The organism is Caulobacter endophyticus (assembly GCF_029543245.1).
Classification (GTDB): Bacteria; Pseudomonadota; Alphaproteobacteria; order Caulobacterales; family Caulobacteraceae; genus Caulobacter; species Caulobacter endophyticus_A.
This window is the reverse complement of record NZ_JARQWV010000013.1, coordinates 63,529-80,271: the sequence shown is the minus strand read 5'-3', so window position 1 is coordinate 80,271 and position 16,743 is coordinate 63,529. Positions and strand designations below refer to the sequence as shown.

16 protein-coding genes and 1 pseudogene are annotated in these 16,743 nt (G+C 70.2%); 7 read left to right on the top strand and 10 right to left on the bottom strand.

Annotation, left to right across the window (positions count from 1 at the left end; all coding sequences use genetic code 11):
• The first annotated feature begins 1 nt into the window (after window position 1).
• On the top strand, window positions 2-1,375 hold the full coding sequence (locus tag P7A99_RS13945) for an FAD-containing oxidoreductase (protein ID WP_277794431.1): 1,374 nt from the start codon (window positions 2-4) through the stop codon (window positions 1,373-1,375).
• Between the two features lie 37 nt (window positions 1,376-1,412).
• On the opposite strand, the pseudogene P7A99_RS13940 reads toward P7A99_RS13945, so the two are convergent.
• Both P7A99_RS13940 and bla read right to left on the bottom strand, forming a co-directional pair.
• Window positions 1,413-1,517: pseudogene (locus P7A99_RS13940) on the bottom strand (hypothetical protein); the annotation flags it as partial.
• A gap of 67 nt (window positions 1,518-1,584) precedes the next feature.
• Complete coding sequence (gene bla, locus P7A99_RS13935; protein ID WP_277794430.1) at window positions 1,585-2,493, bottom strand: subclass B3 metallo-beta-lactamase; 909 nt, start codon at window positions 2,491-2,493, stop codon at window positions 1,585-1,587.
• Window positions 2,494-2,596: 103 nt separating this feature from the next.
• On the opposite strand from bla, the gene P7A99_RS13930 reads away from it, so the two are divergent.
• The gene (locus tag P7A99_RS13930) at window positions 2,597-3,463 is read left to right on the top strand and encodes a LysR family transcriptional regulator (protein WP_277794429.1); all 867 of its coding nucleotides are present in this window, start codon (window positions 2,597-2,599) and stop codon (window positions 3,461-3,463) included.
• Between the two features lie 133 nt (window positions 3,464-3,596).
• Here the strand turns inward: P7A99_RS13930 and P7A99_RS13925 are convergent, their stop codons facing one another.
• Entirely contained in the window at window positions 3,597-4,958 is a 1,362-nt protein-coding gene (locus P7A99_RS13925; RefSeq protein ID WP_277794428.1) for a sensor histidine kinase, read from the bottom strand.
• Window positions 4,959-4,987: 29 nt separating this feature from the next.
• Window positions 4,988-5,383: a DUF2237 family protein gene (locus P7A99_RS13920; protein WP_277794427.1), complete on the bottom strand. Its 396-nt coding sequence runs from the start codon at window positions 5,381-5,383 to the stop codon at window positions 4,988-4,990.
• A 120-nt stretch (window positions 5,384-5,503) separates the two neighbouring features.
• Between P7A99_RS13920 and P7A99_RS13915 the strand changes: the two genes are divergently transcribed.
• Together P7A99_RS13915 and P7A99_RS13910 are read left to right on the top strand one after the other, a co-directional pair.
• Window positions 5,504-6,382, top strand: a complete 879-nt coding sequence (locus P7A99_RS13915) for an HpcH/HpaI aldolase/citrate lyase family protein (RefSeq protein ID WP_277794426.1) — start codon at window positions 5,504-5,506, stop codon at window positions 6,380-6,382.
• A gap of 11 nt (window positions 6,383-6,393) precedes the next feature.
• Window positions 6,394-7,491: a hypothetical protein gene (locus P7A99_RS13910; RefSeq protein WP_277794425.1), complete on the top strand. Its 1,098-nt coding sequence runs from the start codon at window positions 6,394-6,396 to the stop codon at window positions 7,489-7,491.
• Window positions 7,492-7,568: 77 nt separating this feature from the next.
• On the opposite strand, the gene P7A99_RS13905 is transcribed toward P7A99_RS13910, so the two are convergent.
• From P7A99_RS13905 to P7A99_RS13890, 4 genes are all read right to left on the bottom strand, one after another.
• On the bottom strand, window positions 7,569-7,889 hold the full coding sequence (locus tag P7A99_RS13905; protein ID WP_277794424.1) for a hypothetical protein: 321 nt from the start codon (window positions 7,887-7,889) through the stop codon (window positions 7,569-7,571).
• 30 nt (window positions 7,890-7,919) lie between these two features.
• A complete protein-coding gene (locus tag P7A99_RS13900; protein ID WP_277794423.1) occupies window positions 7,920-8,963 on the bottom strand; it encodes a proline iminopeptidase-family hydrolase in 1,044 nt (347 codons plus the stop codon).
• Window positions 8,964-9,145: 182 nt separating this feature from the next.
• A complete protein-coding gene (locus P7A99_RS13895) occupies window positions 9,146-9,490 on the bottom strand; it encodes a DUF5076 domain-containing protein (protein ID WP_277794422.1) in 345 nt (114 codons plus the stop codon).
• A gap of 30 nt (window positions 9,491-9,520) precedes the next feature.
• Complete coding sequence (locus tag P7A99_RS13890; protein ID WP_277794421.1) at window positions 9,521-10,099, bottom strand: hypothetical protein; 579 nt, start codon at window positions 10,097-10,099, stop codon at window positions 9,521-9,523.
• Window positions 10,100-10,274: 175 nt separating this feature from the next.
• On the opposite strand from P7A99_RS13890, the gene coaBC reads away from it, so the two are divergent.
• Window positions 10,275-11,474 carry a bifunctional phosphopantothenoylcysteine decarboxylase/phosphopantothenate--cysteine ligase CoaBC gene (gene coaBC / locus P7A99_RS13885; RefSeq protein ID WP_277794489.1) on the top strand — a complete coding sequence of 400 codons (1,200 nt, stop codon included), beginning with the start codon at window positions 10,275-10,277 and terminating at the stop codon, window positions 11,472-11,474.
• Window positions 11,475-11,936, top strand: coding sequence for a dUTP diphosphatase (gene dut / locus P7A99_RS13880; protein ID WP_277794420.1), 462 nt, complete (start codon window positions 11,475-11,477; stop codon window positions 11,934-11,936).
• Window positions 11,937-11,992: 56 nt separating this feature from the next.
• Here dut and P7A99_RS13875 read toward each other — a convergent pair whose 3' ends face one another.
• Window positions 11,993-12,103 (bottom strand): hypothetical protein, encoded by a 111-nt coding sequence (locus P7A99_RS13875; RefSeq protein ID WP_243410635.1) that lies wholly within the window; start codon window positions 12,101-12,103, stop codon window positions 11,993-11,995.
• 380 nt (window positions 12,104-12,483) lie between these two features.
• Between P7A99_RS13875 and P7A99_RS13870 the strand changes: the two genes are divergently transcribed.
• Window positions 12,484-14,280: a methyl-accepting chemotaxis protein gene (locus P7A99_RS13870; protein WP_277794419.1), complete on the top strand. Its 1,797-nt coding sequence runs from the start codon at window positions 12,484-12,486 to the stop codon at window positions 14,278-14,280.
• A gap of 207 nt (window positions 14,281-14,487) precedes the next feature.
• On the opposite strand, the gene P7A99_RS13865 is transcribed toward P7A99_RS13870, so the two are convergent.
• On the bottom strand, window positions 14,488-16,614 hold the full coding sequence (locus tag P7A99_RS13865; RefSeq protein ID WP_277794418.1) for a M3 family metallopeptidase: 2,127 nt from the start codon (window positions 16,612-16,614) through the stop codon (window positions 14,488-14,490).
• Window positions 16,615-16,743 lie beyond the last annotated feature (129 nt).

Here is a 16,743-nt window from a genome sequence, read left to right as displayed (position 1 = left end):
CATGACCTTCGACGCCATCATCATCGGGGCCGGCCAGGCCGGACCTTCCCTCGCCGGTCGCCTGACCGCCGCCGGCTGGAAGGTGGCCCTGGTCGAGCGAAAGCTGTTCGGCGGCACCTGCGTCAACACCGGCTGCATGCCGACCAAGACCCTGGTGGCCAGCGCCTATGCCGCGCACCTGGCCCGCCGGGCCGCCGACTACGGCGTCGTGCTGCAAGGCCCCGTCGGCGTCGACATGAAGGCGGTCAAGGAACGCCAGCAGACCGTGGTTCGCAACGCCCGCGGCAATGTCGAGACATGGCTCAAGGGCATGGACGGCCTGACGGTGTTCGAAGGCCACGCCCGCCTGACCTCGCCCACCACCGTCGAGGTCGACGGCCAGGTGCTGGAGGCCCCGAAGATCTTCCTCAATGTCGGCGGCCGCGCCAACGTCCCGGACATGCCGGGCGTCAACGACATCTCGTATCTCACCAATGTCGGCATGATGCAGCTGGACGTGCTGCCCGAGCATCTGGTGATCGTCGGCGGCAGCTATATCGGTCTGGAGTTCGCCCAGATGTACCGGCGCTTCGGCGCCCAGGTGACCGTGGTCGAGATGGGCCCGCGCCTGATCGGCCGCGAGGATCCCGAGGTCTCCGACGCCGTGCGCGAGGTCCTCGAGGCCGAGGGCATCGCCGTTCGGCTGAACGCCGAATGCATCAGCTTCTCGCCCTGTGAAGAAGGGGTGTGTGTCCACGTCTCCTGCACCGAGGGCGAGCCGGCCGTGAAGGGCTCGCACACCCTGCTGGCCGTCGGCCGCAAGCCCAACACCGACGACCTGGGCCTGGAGGCGGCCGGCGTCGCCGTCGACAAGCGCGGCTACGTCACGGTCGATGACTCCTTGCGCACCAGCGTCCCGTCGATCTGGGCCATGGGCGACTGCAACGGGCGCGGGGCCTTCACCCATACCGCCTACAACGACTTCGAGATCATCGCCGCCAACCTGCTGGACAACGATCCCAGGAAGGTCACCGACCGCCTGACCGCCTACGCCCTCTATACCGACCCGCCGCTGGGCCGGGTGGGGATGAGCGAGGCCGAGGTTCGAGCCTCCGGCCGCCCGGCCCTGGTCGGAACCCGCCCGATGACCCGCGTCGGCCGCGCCATCGAGAAGGGCGAGACCAAGGGCTTCATGAAGGTGCTGGTCGACGCCGAGACCAAGCAAATCCTCGGCGCCGCGATCCTCGGAACCTCTGGCGACGAGGCCATCCATGGCATTTTGGACATCATGTACGCCAAGGCGCCCTACACGGTCCTGCAACGCACCGTGCCGATCCATCCGACGGTGTCGGAACTGATCCCCACGGTGCTGGGCGAGCTGAAGCCGCTGGCTTAGGCGGCGCACTTTCATCGATGCGACGCCACCAAAGTCGTCATCCCGGGCGAAGGCGCGCAAGCGCCGCAGACCCGGGACCCAGGGGCCGGAGCAGTGCGGTCGCCCCTGGGTCCCGGCTCTCCGCTTCGCTACGGCCGGGATGACGATCTTTTAGATCTCTGAACTGAAGCCGTGCTCGCAGCACAGTGGAACAGAGCGCCGCTGGCCCGCTACTCGCCCGCCCGTTCCTTGGCCAGGCGCGCATCCAGCCGCGCGGCGTAGCGGTCGGCATAGGCTCGGCAGACACCGGGATCGACGAAGGGATTTGGCGTCTTGCTCCGCCGGGCCCGTTCCAGCCGCTCGTCGCCGCCCGACTGGTCGGGGTGGGCGCTGATCAGCACGTCACACTTCAGGCCGCGCATCACGTCGAAGCTGCGGCGAAAGCCGGCGACGAGGCCGGCGTTCTTCGGGTCGGAGAACCGGTAGCCGTCGGACGACACCGGATTGAGGCTGGAGCCGAAAACCACCGCCTTGCACACCCGCCGCTCGCACGATGTCCAGGTCCAGCTCATGCTGCCGGCCGTGTGGCCCGGGGTGGCGCGGGCGGTGACCGCCACGTCGCCCAGCCGGATGACCTCGCCGTCGCCGACCACCCGCAGCTTCGTCACCGCCGGGAACTGCACGAGATCGGCCAGCTGGGGATCGTCCGCGCCCGGTCGGCCGCGCCGCAGAGCCTGCGCCGCCGGGGCGCTGGCCACCACCGTCGCGCCGCTGTCGCGGGCCAGGGCCGCGAGACCGCCGGCATGGTCGTAGTGCGGCTCGGTGCTGAGGATCAGCTTGATGTCGGTGACCTTGAAGCCCAGGGCCTTGATGTTGGCTTCGATGGCCGGAACGGCCTGGGGCAGGGCGGCGTCGACCACGATCAGGCCCTGGCTGGTCTTGATGAGAGCGACGCTCAGTCCGCCGAAGCCCACAACATAGCTATTGCCGTAGACCTGGATCGGCGTCTCGGGCTTCAGCCAGCGGGCGGCGTAGTCCGGCTCGATCGGGGCCAGCAGCGGGTCGTGCGCCGCCACCGGCGTTCCCATGGCGCACAGCGCTCCGGCCAGTCCAAAACCCATGATCCACTTGCAGTTCATGCCGCTCTCCCCTTCGGTTGGCGCGGCGAACCTGCCGATCGCAAGCGTCGGCGACAAAGCATCATATCTGGACGGAGCCATTAGGCTGGTTCATGCCTAGGCCATGGATCGCGCCCAGCTTCCGCTCAACGCCCTGCGCGCCTTCGAGGCCGCCGCCCGGCGCCTGAACTTCACCCGCGCCGCCGTCGAGCTGTGCGTCAGCCAGGGCGCGGTCAGCCACCAGGTCGCCCAGCTGGAGGCCCGTCTGGGCGTCTCGCTGTTTCGCCGCCTGCCGCGGGGCCTGGCCCTGACCGACGAGGGCCAGGCCCTCGTGCCGGTGCTGGTCGACGCCTTCGACCGCATCGGGGCGGTGCTCGACCGCTACAGCGACGGCCGCCTGCGCGAGGTGCTGACCCTGGGCGTGGTCGGTTCGTTCGCCGCCGGCTGGCTGCTGCCGCGCCTGGACGCCTTCCGCCGGGCCTGTCCTCAGGTCGACCTGCGGGTGATGACCAACAACAACCGCGTCGACCTGGCCGGGGAGGGGCTGGACCTCGCCATCCGCTTCGGCGACGGAGCCTGGCACGGCGTTCACGCCGAGCCGATCCTGACCGCTCCGCTGACGGCGCTGTGCACGCCGGCCATCGCCGAGCGCCTGACCGGTCCCGCTGACCTCGCCCGCGAGACGCTGCTGCGCTCCTATCGCGCCGACGAGTGGCCCCGCTGGTTCGCGGTCGCCGGGGCCGAGCCGCCGCCGCTGCGCGGGCCGATGTTCGACAATTCGGTGCTGATGGTCGCCGCCGCCGTCGCCGGGCAGGGCGTGGCCCTGGCCCCCGCGGCCCTGTTCGGATCCGACCTGGCGGCCGAGCGCCTCGTTCGCCCGTTCGCCGCCGAGGTGGTCACCGGCCGCTACTGGCTGACACGCCTGCACTCGCGCCCCGACGGAGCGGCCATGGCCGCCTTTCGCGGCTGGCTGCACGACGAAATCGGATAAGGGCGCCGGTTCGATCGGCTCGAACGTGAAAAGCAAGGGCGGCCTGGCCGCCGGCATGGCCGGCGAGGTCTGCATCACCGGCTCGTCCGTCCATGGCCTGACGATGAAGCCGGCCCCCTGACCGACGAAGACCTCACGCCGCCAGCGGCAGCACCACGCTGAAGGCCGAGCCTTCGCCCGGCCGGCTGTCGACGCCCAGGCGCCCGCCATGGGCCTCGACGATGGCCTTGCTGATCGCCAGGCCCAGGCCGTTGCCGTGGGCCGCGGCCGTCTCGCCCTGCCAGTTGCGCTCGAAGATCCGCGCGGCCTGTTCGGGGCTCATGCCCCAGCCGGTGTCGCGCACCTCGACCACGACGGCCTCGCCCTCCACGCGGCTGGACAGCGACACGGTCCCGCCCGGCTCGGTGAACTTGATGGCGTTCGACAACAGGTTGGCCACCACCTGCCCGAGGCGGCCGCCGTCGGCGTCCAGCAGCGGCTCGGCCGCGTCGGGCGTATAGGCGAAGTCCAGGCCCTTGCGGGCGGCCGAGAGGGCGAACTGGTCGGCGACGTCGGTCAGCAGGCGGCGCAGGTCGACCGTCTCCCGGGCCAGCACCAGGCCGCCGGCCTCAATCTTGGAATGGTCGAGTATGTTGCGGATCAGCCGGCGCATGGTCTCGGTCGCCAGCAGGATCGCCTCGACGCCCGAGCGCACCTTGGGCTGCTGCTCGACGCCCGGCTGGGCCAGCAGGTTTTCGCTGGCGAACAGGATGGTGGTGATCGGATTGTTGAGGTCGTGCGCCACCACCTCGACCGCCTCCTTGCGGGCCAGCGAGATCGCCTTTTCCCGCTCGGCGAGGCGCGCCGTCACCTGGTCATAGGTCCGCTTCTGCTCGACCAGCCGCAACAGCAGGCGGCCAAGGAAGGCGCAGAACACGAAGGCGCAGATCGAGGCCAGGACCAGCACCCCGAACACGCCCCGCACCACGCGCTGATTGCGGGCCCGCTCGGCCTGGTAGCGGGCGGCCGATCGGTCGGTGAAGCGGTTTATGGCCGCATCGATGCTGCTGGTCAGCGGTCCGGCGTTCCTTTGGAAATAGGCGTTGGCGCCGCTCATCGTGCCGCCGTCGAGGCGCTGGGCGACGCCGGCCCGCTGCAGCACCAGCAGCCGGCGCTGCAGGGCCGACACCTCGTCCAGCGCCGCGCGGGTCTCGTCGTCGCGGGCCAGCGCCTTCAGGCCGCCGACAAGGACGTCGAACCGATGGTTGGAGCGCTCCAGCTCGACCAGCAAGCCTCTTTCGCCGTTGATGACGATCACCGGCACCAGGGAGTTCTGGCGCATCTTCTCGCCGCGCAGGTCGTGGGCGAGGATCACGGTGCGGGTATAGACCGCGTCCAGCCGATCCTGGGCGGCCGAGAAACGGGCCAGGAAGAACAGCGACGCGGCCAGCAGCGGCAGGAAGGCCAGGGCGATCAGCCCGACCAGCACCAGCAGCCTGCGTTCGTAACCGACCATGCGGGACGTCCCTCCGGCCTGCGCCGTCTTCAGACCGCCGCGTGGTCCTTGAGCACGCCCAGCGTGACGATGGCCAGGGTCTCCTCATGGGTGGCCTCGAGGATCACCTGGGGGGCCATGCCGGCGTCCAGCGCCTCGCGCCACCGGCCGGCGCACAGGCACCAGCGGTCGCCGGGCTTGAGCCCCCGGAAGGCGAACTCCGGACGCGGCGTTGACAGGTCGTTGCCGGTGGACTTGGAGAAAGCCAGGAACTCCTCGGTCATCACCGCGCAGACGGTGTGCAGGCCAAGATCGTGGGGTCCCGTTTCGCAGCAGCCGTTGCGGTAGAAGCCGGTCACGGGATCCAGCGAGCAGGGGACCAGCTCGCCGCCCAGCACGTTGCGGGCCGTTTCGTCATAGCGCGTGGGGGCCGATTGCGTGGTCATGGCCACAGCTTAACCCCGTTTCCGCCTTTCCCGCCATGGCTTCGCCCGCCACGAGATCGACGCTTCCCGTCCCACGCGGCGAATGCTTTACAGTAGCCGTCCCGTCAGGATGATCCCGCCATGACCGACCTTGCCCGGCCGCGCCGCAGCGCCCTCTACATGCCCGCCTCCAACACCAAGGCCGTGGAAAAGGCCCGCACGCTGGACGCCGACGTGATCATCCTCGACCTGGAAGACGCCGTGGCGCCGGAGATGAAGCCGGCCGCCCGTGAGGCCGCCGTTGCGGCGGTGAGAGCCGGGGGCTTTGGCCCGCGAGAGATCGTCATCCGCACCAACGGCCTCGACACGCCCTGGGGCGCCGACGACCTGAAGGCCGCCGCCGAGGCCGGCCCCGACGCCGTTCTCGTGCCCAAGGTCAATGACGCCGCCGACGTCCACGCCTATGAGGCGGCCCTGCACGCCGCCCCGATCCACACCCGCCTGTGGACGATGATCGAGACCGCCAAGGCCGCCTTCCACCTGTGGGAGATCGGCGAGGCGGCCAAAGCCACGCGCCTTTCGGCCTGGGTGATGGGGGTCAACGACCTGGCCAAGGAAATGAGGGCCCGGCAGACGCCGGGCCGCGAGGCCTTCCTGCCGATCCTGTCGCTGGCCGTCGCCGCCGCGCGGGGCCACGGCCTGTCGATCCTCGACGGGGTGCACAACGACATCGAGGATCTGGCCGCCCTTGAGGCCGTCTGCGGCCAGGCCGTCGACTTCGGCTTCGACGGCAAGACCCTGATCCATCCCAAGCACCTGGACATCTGCAACCGGGTGTTCTCGCCCACGGACGACGAGATCGCCTGGAGCCGGGCGGTGATCGCCGCCTTCGCCTCGCCCGAGAACGCCGGCAAGGGCGCGTTGCGCGTCGAGGGCAGGATGGCCGAGCGGCTGCACCTGGTTCAGGCCCAGCGGCTGGTCGCCGTTTCCGAGGCCATCGCCGCGAAGACGGCGGGCTGATAAGGACCCTCATGCGTCGCCTTCTCGCTGTTTCCCTGTCCGCCCTGCTGTCGTTTCCGGCCGCCGCCCTGGCCCAGTCGCCGGCCTCCGAGGTGGTGACCACCAATCCGTCGGCGCCGGTCCAGACGACCGCCCAGCCGACGCCCCAGCCGGTCCCGGAAGCGGCGATCCCGCTGGTGGCGGCCCCGCCGGCGAGCGACCAGGCCGCGCCCGCGCAGAGCCCCGCGCCCGTCGCTCCGCAGGCGCCCGCGCCGCCGCCCGCCGCCGCCGATCCGCTGGCCGACCTGATCGCCGCCAGCGGTCCACAGACCACCGACGAGGAAGACGAAGCGCCGGCCGCGCCCGCCCCGCGTCACAAGCCGACCATCCTGCCGATCCCGGCCCCCGAAAGCGCCGCTCCGGCCGCGGCCGCCGGCGCGATGAGCGTCGAGCAGGCCTATGAGCTGCGGGTGAAGGGTTCGATCGCCGCCGCGCAAGGCCTGCAAGGCCCGCTCGACGGCGGCTGGATCCTGCGCGGCGCTGACGGCGCGGCCCTCTATTCGCTGCAGATCGCCGACCCGGCCGGCGGCTACGGACCGGTCGAGGGCGCCTGGCGCGATCTGCGCCGCCCCGGCTCGGTCGGCTCCACCGGCCTGATCGACAGCATCGAGCGCACCTATGACGGCGGTGCGGCCGTGCGCTTCATGCCCCGCCCCGGCGTCGGCTCGACCCTGGCGCTGAGCGTCGGCCCCGAGGGGACATGGAACGGCCGCCTGACCCAGGACGGCGCGGCGCCGACCCCGGTCGCCATCGAGCGCACCGGCGCGCCCGTGCTGCCGGCCGGCTACGCCGTCGCCACCCGCGGCCCGGTGATCTGGCCGCCGCGCGCCGCCCCGGCGGCCACGCGCACCGCCTCGGCGGCGCCGGCCCGCGCCACGCCCTGCTCGACCCGAGGCAAGACCGGCAAGGCCCTGAAGGCGGCCAAGGCCAAGTGCGCCGCCGCCGCCAAGAAGGGCGGCGGCAAGGGCAAGGCGACCGCCCGCTCGGGCAAGGCCGGCAAGGGCAAGGCGGTCAAGCCGGGGAGCCGCAAGAAGACCGCCGCGGCCGGCGCGCGCAAGAAGCGGCGGTAAGACCGCCGACACCGACACCGGCTTGGCATCCGTCGCGCGGCGACGCGCGGGCCCCGTCGACGGCCGCTGGCCGGCCGTCAGGCCAGGACCTCGAGGATCTCGCCCGAACCGACCGCCTTGGGGCCTTCCAGGATCCGCCAGACCCGGCCGGGATGAATGACCGGCCGCAGCTCCGGCCAGGCCATCAGCTCCAGCACGATCTCGATGCTCTCGCCGGGCGCCAGGTCCTGTCCGGCCGGCAGCTCGATGAAGCCCATGCACATCTCTCCCGTCCGCAGAGAGAAGTCATGGTTGGGGCGGTAGCTGTGGCCCCCGAGCGCGGGCCGGCTTCGGCCGCCCTCCTGCTGCGTCAACAGCCGGATGCGGGCCCGCACCCGGATCGTCTCGCTCTTGGCCACGGCCCTCGCCTTGAAAATCATCGCGCCGCCTCAGCCCCGCCTGTCCATGCGCCGTAGCCACTGGCGCAGCACGGCCACGGTCTCTTCGGGACGGTCGGTGAAGGTGGCGTGACCGGCGCCGGGCACGACGGCCAGTTCCGATCCACTGGCCCGGCGGGAGAAGGCGATGGCCGTGGCCGGACGAGCCTCGTCGTACTGGCCGACCATGAACAGGGTGCGCGGCCCGTCCAGGCGGTCGAGCAAGGGCTCTCCGTCATAGGCCTTCAGCGTCCCGGTGGCCGAAAACTCGGTCGCGCCCCACATGGTCTTGTAGAGCACCGGATTGAACCCCCGGTCGCCGGCCGGCCGATAGGCGCGGTGCGCCGCCGAGGGTGGCTCGCGGGTCAGGAAGGCGGCGTAGAAGGCGTTCGTCGCCGCATCGCAGGCCGCCGAGAACGCCTTGTCGGGCGGGGAAGAAGGCGTTTGCTCGCAGCGGGTCAGTTGATCCTGCACCGCCCCCGGCAGGTCACCGCGCAACAGATTGGCGTCGGCGATCCAACTGCGGGTCGAGACCAGCGGACTGGCCAGCATCAAGCTGGCCAAGGCCGGCGGGCGCCGAGCGCCGTATTCCAGAGCCACCGTGCCGCCCCAGCTGTGGCCCAGAACATGCCAGCGGGGAACCTTCAGCCCTTCGCGCACCGCTTCCAGCTCGTCGACGAAGCGGCTCACGGTCCAGTTGGCGGCGTCCATGGGATGGTCCGAGAGACCGGAATCCAGCTGATCATAGAGGATCACGGCGCGTTCGTCGGCCAGCGCCAGGGCGTCGAGAAAGCCGGCATGGGTGCCGCCAGGCCCGCCGTGGACCATGACGATCGGCGGCTTGCCGGTTCCGGCGATCGCCGCATCCAGGTCGCCATTGATCCGTGCATAGACTCGCCCGCCCGGCGCCGGCAGCCGCAGCTCGCGATCGGGCCTGGGAAAGCCGGGTGACGCTGCGCGCGCAGCCTGAGCCCAGGCGCGATGCGCCGCACCGGCGGCCACAACCGTGGTTCCGGCGGCGGCCAACCCGCCCAACAGTCCGCGCCTATCGATCACCTGCGTCATTCCAGGTCCATCCGTCATTCACGCACCGGGTCAGGCGTCCGGACGCGTCGAGCCCCCCCCGACGACGTCCGGCCATCCGGCCGCCGGCATGGCCGAACCTTCGCCCTCGACCGCGGGCTGAGCCCGCGACTGTGACATGGCGCCCCAAAGCCCGCGACGCGCCATTGCTTCCCTCAGTGCGCCCTGGCCTGACCGCCGCCGGGCTCCTCATCGTCGGCCTGCATCAGCTGACCTTCGATCGGCGAGGTAGGGCTGGCCAGTTCGTCGCGCATCGCTTCCAAAAGGACGTCGACCACCTCGACGGGGTCCCTGCGATAATAGTCTGACAGCCCCCGGCCCAGATGGCGCAGCAGGTCGGCCAGCATCATGCCCCAGGCGCGAGCCTCGTCGATGGGGGTCTCGTCATAGGCCCCGATGCGAAGGGCGCAGTGCAGGCCGTGCTCGGCCACCCAGATCCGCGCCAGCTCGGTGGCCGCCGGATCGCGCACAGCCGCGTCCGGGATCGGTTGCTCGTTCATGCCTTCCCCCCCCATCTCGCCCGGTCGCCGTCAGCCGGCGACGCCTTGCGCACGCCGGTCCGAGGCGGCCGTGCGCCGGTTTTGGCCCTCTTTCTGGCGACGCCAGTAGTCGGCCCCGTCGTCGGGCTTGAACATGGTGCGCGGCGCCCCCGCCCGGGTGACCACGGCGAAGACGTTGCCGGCCGGGTCGTAGATCAGGGTGTCGCCGTTCGTCCGCTTCAGGGTCTGGACCCCGGCCGGCGGCTTGGCCACGAAGGCGTGGGTCTTGCGCACATAGTCGTCGACGTCGCGGGCCCCGAAGGCCTCGCCGAACCGCTCGAAGCCGCGCTGGGCGTTCTCCTCGGCGCTGCGGGTGCGGTTGGCCGCCCACATCGGCCGGCCGGCGATCAGCCGCACCGGCGCATCGCGCGGATCGGCCGCCTGCCGGGCGCTCGCCGACGCGTCGGCGACCTCGCCCGGGATCGGCGCGCCGCCGCCGCTGCTGCTGGTTCCCTCGCTCGACGCGACCTGGCCGCCCTTGGGCGCCTTCACCGCCGAGGCCCCGCCGTCGCAGGCCGCCAGCAGCAAGGCCGGCAGGGCCAGAAATCCGAAACGCCACGCTCCCGTCATGATCGCCACACCTCGTTATTTACTACCTTAACGATTAGTGAACGAAAAAAGAACGCGAGTCGAGTCCCACCGTTAAGCTTTCCGCTCTCCGATGCGCGCCACGATTGCCTGTGGCCGCGAGGCGCTCTATGCGCGGAGGGGAACCGGCGGACGAGAGGCCTTCAAGGTGAGCGACATCCCGGGCGGCAAGCGCGTGCTCCTGATCGTCGGCGGCGGCGTGGCGGCCTACAAGGCCCTCGAACTGACCCGCCTGCTGCGCAAGGCCGGGATCGGCGTGCGGCCGATCCTGACCAAGGCCGGGGCCGAATTCGTCACCCCGCTGTCGCTGGCGGCGCTGAGCGAGGACAAGGTCTATGACGACCTGTTCTCGCTGACCGACGAGGCCGAGATGGGCCACATCCAGCTGTCGCGCTCGGCCGACCTGGTGGTGGTCGCCCCCGCCACCGCCGACCTGATCGCCAAGGCCGCCAATGGCCTGGCCGGCGACCTGGCCTCGACCACCCTGCTGGCCACCGACAAGCCGGTGCTGATGGCCCCGGCCATGAACGTGCGGATGTGGCTGCACCCGGCCGTGCAGCGCAACGTGGCGACCCTGAAGGCCGACGGCGTGTCGTTCGTCGGCCCCGACGAAGGCGCCATGGCCTGCGGCGAGTTCGGTCCTGGGCGACTGGCCGAGCCGCCGGAGATCTTCGAAGCCATCGTCGCCATGCTGCGCGGCCCCGCCGCCCGGCCGCTGGCCGGCAAGCACGCCCTGGTCACGGCCGGCCCCACCTTCGAGGCCATCGACCCCGTGCGCGGCATCACCAACCGCTCAAGCGGCCGCCAGGGCTACGCCATCGCCGAAGCCCTCGCCCGCCTGGGCGCGCGCGTCACCCTGGTCAGCGGCCCCGTGGCTCTGCCCACCCCGCCGGGCGTGACCCGCGTCGACGTCGAGAGCGCCCGCCAGATGCTGGCCGCCTGCGAGGCCGCCCTGCCGGCCGAGGTCGGCGTGTTCGTCGCCGCCGTCGCCGACTGGCGCGTCGACGAGGTGTTCGGCTCGAAGCTGAAGAAGGACAAGGGCGGCCCGCCGGCCCTGACCTTCGTCGAAAACCCCGACATCCTGGCCACCCTGGCCGCCACCGGCCCCGACCGGCCCAAGCTGGTGGTCGGCTTCGCGGCCGAGACCGACGATGTCGAGGCCCATGCCCGCGCCAAGCTGGCGCGCAAGGGCTGCGACTGGATCATCGCCAACGACGTCACCGAGCCGGGCGTCATGGGCGGAACCGAGAACGCGGTCCTGCTGATCGCCAAGGACCACACCGAACGCTGGGAGCGCGCGTCCAAGGACGCCGTCGCCCAGGCCATCGCCCAACGCATCGCGGAAGCTCTGACCTAAATGACCACCACGCCCCACATTCCTGTCGTCCAGCTCGCCCACGCCCACGGCCTGCCGCTGCCCGCCTACGAGACGGTCGGCGCCGCCGGCATGGACCTGCGCGCCGCTGTCGAGGAAGACGCGCCCCTGACCCTGAAGCCGGGCGCCCGGTTCATGGTGCCCACGGGTCTCGCGTTCGCCGTGCCGCAGGGCTTCGAGGCCCAGGTGCGGCCGCGCTCGGGCCTGGCGGCCAAGGCGGGGATCACCTGCCTGAACTCGCCGGGCACCATCGACAGCGACTATCGCGGCGAGGTGAAGGTGATCCTGGCCAACCTCGGTGAAGAGGATTTCGTCATCCGTCGCGGCGACCGCATCGCCCAGCTGGTGATCGCCCCGGTGGTGCAGGCCGCCTGGAGCCTGGTGGCCGCCCTGGACGACACCGACCGCGGCGCCGGCGGTTTCGGCTCGACCGGCGGCCGCTGAGGCCTTCGGCTTTCCGCCTTTCTCGCCGCCTATGCGGGAGAGGCGGAGGCCGCCTTCTAGCGCGTTCCCAGACCCACCAGCAGATATCCGCCGAAGCCGGCCGTGAAGGCGGCCGCCGCCAGCCACAGCATGGGGCCGATCAAGGGCAGGGGACGGGGAGCTTCCATCGGGGGCGTCCTGGCTCGGCCGAAAGCTCGGCCATGCTTGCTATACGCGCCGGCCCGCCCCCGGTTGCGACCGTGCGCCATCCCTTATCCCACGATTCCCGCCTGGCGCGTATAGATCGAAATTTCCCCATAATGGAGATTTCAACCCCAAATGCATCCGCAAGTAATCAGTATACAGATCAATTTCGACAATCCTGACCATTTCAATCCATAGCTGCGGCGAGATGACGCAGCGCTGCGCACACGCCTTCCCCCGCAATGAATTGCCCTCATCGAACAACGGGAAAAGACGCCTGAAAAGCGACGCCCGTGTTCATGAATAAAATCCATTAATTCTATCGAGCGAAAATCTTCCCAATTCTATCCTGGGAAGTTCTTAGATGCTCAGCAACCTCAAGGTGGCGCACAAGCTGGTGGTCGCCTTCGCCGTCCTGGTGGCGGCCGTGGCCGGCGCCGGCCTTCTGGCCTGGAACGGCCTGTCGTCGATCCAGCGCGTCACCGCCCTGAACGCCGAGAGCTACGCCTACCGCGCCACGGTCGAGAAGGCCGCGGCCGAACTCGTCGAGCAGCAGAACGCCGCACGCGGCTTCGTCGCCAGTCTCGATCCCTCCTTCATCCAGAAGTACGAAGACTTCCAGGCCAAGTACGACGAGGCCCACCAGACCCTCAGCGCCGGCGCCGAACAGCAGGAGCAGAAGGCGCGCCTGACCCGGCTGGACCAGGCCGTGGGCGTGTTCCGCGCCGAGACCCGCGCCCAGATCGCCGCCGCCCAGGATCCGGCCCGGCTGGACGCGGCTCGCCTCGACATCGGCAAGAGCGGACGCCTGACCAATGTGCGCAAGGCGCTGAAGACCATCGACGAGGCCGAAAGCGCCGAATTGGCCGCCCGCATCCAGGCCCAGGACAAGGCCTTCACCGCCGCGACCCTGGCCCTGGCGCTCGGCGGCGCGGCCGCCGTGGCCATCGCCGTGCTGATGGGCTGGCTGCTGGCGCGCAGCATCGCCACGCCGGTCGACGCCATGACCACCGCCATGCGCCGCCTGGCCGGCGGCGACAACGCCGTGGCCGTGCCGGCTCTCGGCCGTCGCGACGAGATCGGGGCGATGGCGCAGGCCGTTTCGACCTTCAAGGACGCCGCCATCGAGAAACTGCGCGTCGAGGGCGAAGCCGCCGAGCATCGCCGCCAGGCCGAGGCCGAGCGCGGCGCCAACGAGGCCGAGCGCGCCGCCGGCGCCCGCGAGCAGGCCGCCGTCGTCGCCCAGGTCGGCCAGGCCCTGGAGCATCTGGCGGCCGGCGACCTGACGGCTCGTCTCGACCAGGCCTTCCCGCCCGCCTATCGCAAGCTGCAGAGCGACTTCAACGCCGCCATGGGCCAGTTGCAGGAGACCATGACGACGATCAGCGGCGCGGTCGGCGGCATCCGCGCCGGCTCGGGCGAGATCAGCCACGCGGCCGATGACCTGTCGCGCCGCACCGAGCAGCAGGCCGCCAGCCTGGAAGAGACCGCCGCCGCCCTCGACGAGATCACCGCCACCGTCCGCCGCGCCGCAGAGGGCGCCGGCCATGCCCGCAAGTCGGTCGACGCCGCCCGCAAGGACGCCGAGGCCGGCGGCCAGGTGGTCGAGCGCGCCGTCGCGGCGATGACGCAGATCGAGGCTTCCTCGCGCGAGATCGGCAACATCATCGGGGTGATCGACGAGATCGCCTTCCAGACCAACCTCCTGGCCCTCAACGCCGGCGTCGAAGCCGCCCGCGCCGGCGACGCGGGCAAGGGCTTCGCCGTCGTGGCGTCGGAAGTGCGGGCCCTGGCCCAGCGCTCGGCCGAGGCCGCCAAGGAGATCAAAAGCCTGATCGGGGCTTCGGGCCAGCAGGTTGACGAAGGCGTGGCCCTGGTCGGCCAGACCGGCGAGGCCCTCAGCCGCATCACCGCCGGCGTGCAGGACATCAACCGCACCGTCGCCGAGATCGCCGCCGGCGCCCAGGAACAGGCCACGGGCCTGGCCCAGGTCAATGTCGCGGTGAACCAGATGGATCAGGCCACCCAGCAGAACGCCGCCATGGTCGAGCAATCGACCGCCGCCAGCCACTCGCTGTCGAACGAAGCCGCCGAGCTGGCGCGGCTGGTCAGCCGGTTCAAGATCGGGGCGGCTTCCGGCGCGGTGAAGCGGGCGGCTTAAGAAGATCCTCTCCCTGTGGGAGAGGTGTCGGCGAAGCCGACGGAGAGGGGAGGGGCTGCGAGATCGGCCGACGATTGCGGCAGCTGAAAACGGCCCCTCTCCGGCGCTTCGCGCCACCTCCCCCAGAGGGGGAGGATCTAACAAAAACGCCCCGCCTGGCTTTCACCGGGCGGGGCGCTGTCGTTTCAGTTAAGATCAGAGATGCGATCAGGCGCCCGGGGGCACCGGGAAGCCGCGGTCGCGCATCAGGGCCCCGATCTTCACGTCGCGGCCGCGGAAGGCGCGGAACTGCTCGGCCGGGTCGACCGAGTTGCCGCGCGACATGATGGTCTTGATCAGGCGCTGGCCGGTGGGCTTGTCGTAGAAACCGCCCGGCGCCTCCTGGAAGGCCTCGGCGACGTCGGCGGTCAGGGTGTCGGCCCACAGGTAGCTGTAGTAGCCGGCCGAGTAGCCGTCGCCCGAGAACACGTGACCGAACTGCGGCGTGCGGTGCCGCATGACGATCTCCTTGGGCATCTTCAGCTTGGCCAGTTCGTCACGCTCGAAGGCGTCCGGATCGATGTCCACGTCGCCGGCCAGGTGCAGCTTCATGTCGATCAGGGCGCTGGCCAGGTACTCGGTGGTGTCGAAGCCCTGGTTGAAGGTCGAGGCCTTCTTGATCTTGTCCACCAGGGCCTGCGGGATCGGCTTGCCGGTCTGGTAGTGGACGCAGAACTTGTTCAGCACCTCCGGCGTCGACAGCCAGTGCTCGTTCAGCTGGCTGGGGAACTCGACATAGTCGCGGGCGACGTTGGTGCCCGAGACGGTCGGATAGGTGGTGTCGGCGTTCAGGCCGTGGATGGCGTGGCCGAACTCGTGGAACAGGGTGTTGGCGTCATCCCACGAGATCAGCACCGGCTCGCCGGGCTTGCCCTGGATGAAGTTGGAGTTGTTGGAGACGATCGTGGCGATCGGCTTCTTGAAGCGCTCCTGGTTGCGGTAGGCGTTCATCCAGGCGCCCGAGCGCTTGCCCTGGCGGGCATAGGGGTCGAAGTACCACAGGCCCACGTGCTTGCCGTCGCGCAGCACCTCGTAGACGGTCATGGTCGGGTGATAGACCGGAACGCCTTCGACCTTCTTGAACTCGAAGCCGTAGACCTGGCCGGCGGCCCAGAACATGCCCTCGCGCAGCTTCTCCAGCTGCATGTACGGCTTCACCTCGTTCATATCGAGGTCGTACTTCGCCTTGCGGACCTTCTCGGCGTAGAAGCGGTAGTCCCACGGCTCGATCTTGAAGCCGCCGTTCTCCGCATCGACGATGGCCTGCATCTCGGCCACGTCCTTGGCCACCTGCTCGATGGCCGGGGTCCAGACGGCTTCCATCAGGGCCATGGCCTTGTCGGGCGTCTTGGCCATGGCGTTCTCGAGGCGCCAGTGGGCGTGGGTCTGGTAGCCCAGCAGCTTGGCGCGCTCGACGCGCAGCTTGAGGATCTTGGCGATCAGGGCGTTGTTGTCGGTCGCGCCGCCGTTGTCGCCGCGGTTGACGAAGGCCTTCCAGACCTTCTCGCGGGTGGCGCGCACCGGCGAGTTGGTGAGGTAGGGGTCCACGCTCGAGCGGGTGTTGACGATGATGTGCTTGCCCGGAAGCTTGCGCTGCTCGGCGCTGGAGGCGGCCGCGCCCTTGATCGAGTCCGGCAGGCCGACCAGGTCGGCGTCGGTCAGCTCGATATAGGTTTCTTCGTCGGCCAGCAGGTTCTGGCTGAACTTGGTGAAGTAGCCGGCCAGCTCGGTGTTGATGGCCGCGACCCGGGCCTTGGCCTTGGGGTCCAGCTTGGCGCCGGCGCGCACGAAGTTGGTGTAGTAAATCCAGGTGACGCGCTGCTGCTCGGGCGTCAGCTTGGCCTTCTCGGGGCTGTTGTAGACGGCCTCGATGCGGGCGAAGAGCGCGGCGTTCTGGGTGATCTTGTCGCCGAACTCGGCGAACTTGGCGTCAAGTTCAGGCTCGATGGCCTGGAACTCCGGCGAGCTCAGGTTCGAGCCCCAGATGCCGTAGTAGCAGACCACGTCGTTCAGCGTGCGGCCGCTGTCTTCAAGGGCGGCGATGGTGTTGGCGAAGGTCGGCGCGGCCTTGTTGGCGGTGATCGCGTCGATCTCGGCCTGGTTCTTGGCCATGGCGGCTTCGACGGCCGGCTTCAGGTCGGCGATCTTCATCTTGTCGAAGGCGGGAACCCCGCCGTACGGACCGGTCCACGTAGCGAGCAAGGGATTGGTCTCCGCGGCGAAGGAAAGGCCGGGCGCGGCGGCGCTCGCGGCGGCGGCCGCGGCGGTCGTGAGAAGGAAGGTGCGACGTTGCACGGAAGGCTCTCCGTTGAGTGTGGCCGGACCCTAGGCCAAGGTCGCGGCCTCGTCACATGACAGGACCGTAACCTTTTCGCGAAGCCGCCCCGGCGCATGGACGCCGGCGCCGACCGGGTCTAATGCTCG

What these genes read in the sequence shown, in the direction of transcription:
- P7A99_RS13910 (WP_277794425.1), top strand. Translation starts at nt 6,394, where the DNA reads ATGCGTCGCCTTCTCGCTGTTTCCCTGTCCGCCCTGCTGTCGTTTCCG.
- P7A99_RS13890 (WP_277794421.1), bottom strand. Translation starts at nt 10,099, where the DNA reads ATGACGGGAGCGTGGCGTTTCGGATTTCTGGCCCTGCCGGCCTTGCTG.
- P7A99_RS13870 (WP_277794419.1), top strand. Translation starts at nt 12,484, where the DNA reads ATGCTCAGCAACCTCAAGGTGGCGCACAAGCTGGTGGTCGCCTTCGCC.
- bla (WP_277794430.1), bottom strand. Translation starts at nt 2,493, where the DNA reads ATGAACTGCAAGTGGATCATGGGTTTTGGACTGGCCGGAGCGCTGTGC.
- P7A99_RS13875 (WP_243410635.1), bottom strand. Translation starts at nt 12,103, where the DNA reads ATGGAAGCTCCCCGTCCCCTGCCCTTGATCGGCCCCATGCTGTGGCTG.
- P7A99_RS13945 (WP_277794431.1), top strand. Translation starts at nt 2, where the DNA reads ATGACCTTCGACGCCATCATCATCGGGGCCGGCCAGGCCGGACCTTCC.
- P7A99_RS13920 (WP_277794427.1), bottom strand. Translation starts at nt 5,383, where the DNA reads ATGACCACGCAATCGGCCCCCACGCGCTATGACGAAACGGCCCGCAAC.
- P7A99_RS13925 (WP_277794428.1), bottom strand. Translation starts at nt 4,958, where the DNA reads ATGGTCGGTTACGAACGCAGGCTGCTGGTGCTGGTCGGGCTGATCGCC.
- dut (WP_277794420.1), top strand. Translation starts at nt 11,475, where the DNA reads ATGACCACCACGCCCCACATTCCTGTCGTCCAGCTCGCCCACGCCCAC.
- P7A99_RS13930 (WP_277794429.1), top strand. Translation starts at nt 2,597, where the DNA reads ATGGATCGCGCCCAGCTTCCGCTCAACGCCCTGCGCGCCTTCGAGGCC.
- P7A99_RS13895 (WP_277794422.1), bottom strand. Translation starts at nt 9,490, where the DNA reads ATGAACGAGCAACCGATCCCGGACGCGGCTGTGCGCGATCCGGCGGCC.
- P7A99_RS13915 (WP_277794426.1), top strand. Translation starts at nt 5,504, where the DNA reads ATGACCGACCTTGCCCGGCCGCGCCGCAGCGCCCTCTACATGCCCGCC.